Origin of the sequence: Mesorhizobium sp. M5C.F.Ca.IN.020.32.2.1, assembly GCF_004023105.1 — a bacterium.
GTDB classification, from domain to species: Bacteria; Pseudomonadota; Alphaproteobacteria; order Rhizobiales; family Rhizobiaceae; genus Mesorhizobium; species Mesorhizobium wenxiniae.
In genome coordinates this window covers 1-1,501 of sequence record NZ_RZSX01001193.1, presented here as the reverse complement: position 1 = coordinate 1,501, position 1,501 = coordinate 1, and the positions used below count along the sequence as shown (strand labels likewise).

Annotated in this window: 2 protein-coding genes; one reads left to right on the top strand and one right to left on the bottom strand. The window is 66.2% G+C overall.

Features of this window, described 5'->3' with window-relative positions:
* Positions 1-115: 115 nt before the first annotated feature.
* A complete protein-coding gene (locus EOA86_RS34265) occupies positions 116-988 on the bottom strand; it encodes a S1C family serine protease (RefSeq protein WP_128345559.1) in 873 nt (290 codons plus the stop codon).
* A 271-nt stretch (positions 989-1,259) separates the two neighbouring features.
* Between EOA86_RS34265 and EOA86_RS34255 the strand changes: the two genes are divergently transcribed.
* A partial coding sequence (locus tag EOA86_RS34255) for a trypsin-like peptidase domain-containing protein (RefSeq protein WP_245497466.1) occupies positions 1,260-1,501 on the top strand: 242 nt, incomplete at its 3' end.

Genomic DNA, 1,501 nt, shown 5'->3' with positions numbered 1-1,501 from the left:
AGATCCTCGGTCGCGGCAAGGGCCGTGGACAGGTGTTCGGCACGTACGGCGTCATCAAGCGCGATCAGCACCGTCAGCCGCCGCCCCGTGATACCGTGACTTGCCATCGATCTTCTCAGTTCAGCGGCTTTTCGCCGATAGTCAGCACGACATCGCGCCGTTCGCCGCCGCGTGCCACGCCGAGCGTCACCGACGCGCCGGCGCTGTCCGGCCCGAGCCTGCGGATCAGGTCGCGCGGGCCATGCACGGCTTCGCCGTTCCACGACACGATGATGTCGCCAAGATGCAGGCCGGCGGCCTTCGCCGGGCCATTATCGTCGAGGCTCATCACCATCGCGCCGTGCGTGTCGCCGTTTCGGATTGGATGCAGGCCGGCGCCGAGATAGCCGCGCGCGACATGGCCCTTCTCGCGCAGCGTCGCTGCCGCCCGCTCGATCGTCTCGTAAGGCATGACCAGCGCCCGCCGGCGCGGCCCGAACAGCAGCATGCCGATCAGTGCGCCCTTGGCGTCGAGCACCGGGCCGCCCTCGAAACGGCCGCCGGCATTGACGGCCAGATTGATGCGCCGGTCGATCGTGCCGCCGCGCATCGAGCGCCAAGCCGGACCGACCTCACCGACCGTGCCGAATGCGGCGAGCCCCGCGCCGTCGCTATTGCCGATGGCGATGGCGAGATGGCCCGGCCGCACCGTGCCTGCCTTGGCCAGCGACGGCACGTCCGGCGCGCCGGTCGGCTTCAGAAGGGCCGTCCCAGTGGATGGATCGCGGCCGACCAACTCAGCCTTCACCTTGTCGCCCGAAGAAAGCGTCAGCTCGATCTCCTCGCCGGCCTCCACCGCCTCCTCGGCAGCGATAAAATAGCCGTCGCGCCAATGGAAGGCGGTCGCGGTGCGACGCTGATGCGTGGCGAAGCTCGCCGTCGCCGGCGCCGCTGCGGCGGCGATATCGGCGATGGCGTCGGAAAATGCGCTCAGATTGAAGTCGCTCATGTTGGTCTCCTGGGTTTTTATCGCATCGGCCCGAAAATCGGAATCGATTTTCGGAAAGCACGATGCGAGAACTCAAAGTCTTAGAGCGTACTTTGAGCGTCCAATGGGCGCTCGTCGCTCTAACCCAGATATCGCTCGGCAGCGCGTTGGTGGGTACTCGCCTGACGGCTAGTTGGGCGTTGGACTGGCCATCTGGTCAGGTCGCGCCCGATCCGGCCGCTCAGCACATATAGGCATCCTTCATCTTGCTCTAAAGACACGGAGCCCTGCCATGTCCCTCCCCGCCCAGCAATTGCAATTCGATGATGCGCTGCTTGATGATTATTCGGCAACGGTCGCAGATGCCGTGGACCGCATCGGTCCCGCGGTCTGCCGTATCGAACGCATCGGTGGCGCCGGCGGCCAAGGCTCCGGCTTCGTCATCACGCCGGACGGCCTGGTCGTCACCAACTTCCACGTCGTCGGCGATGCTCGCACCGTCCGCGTCACCATGCCGGACGGCGTCTCCAGAGA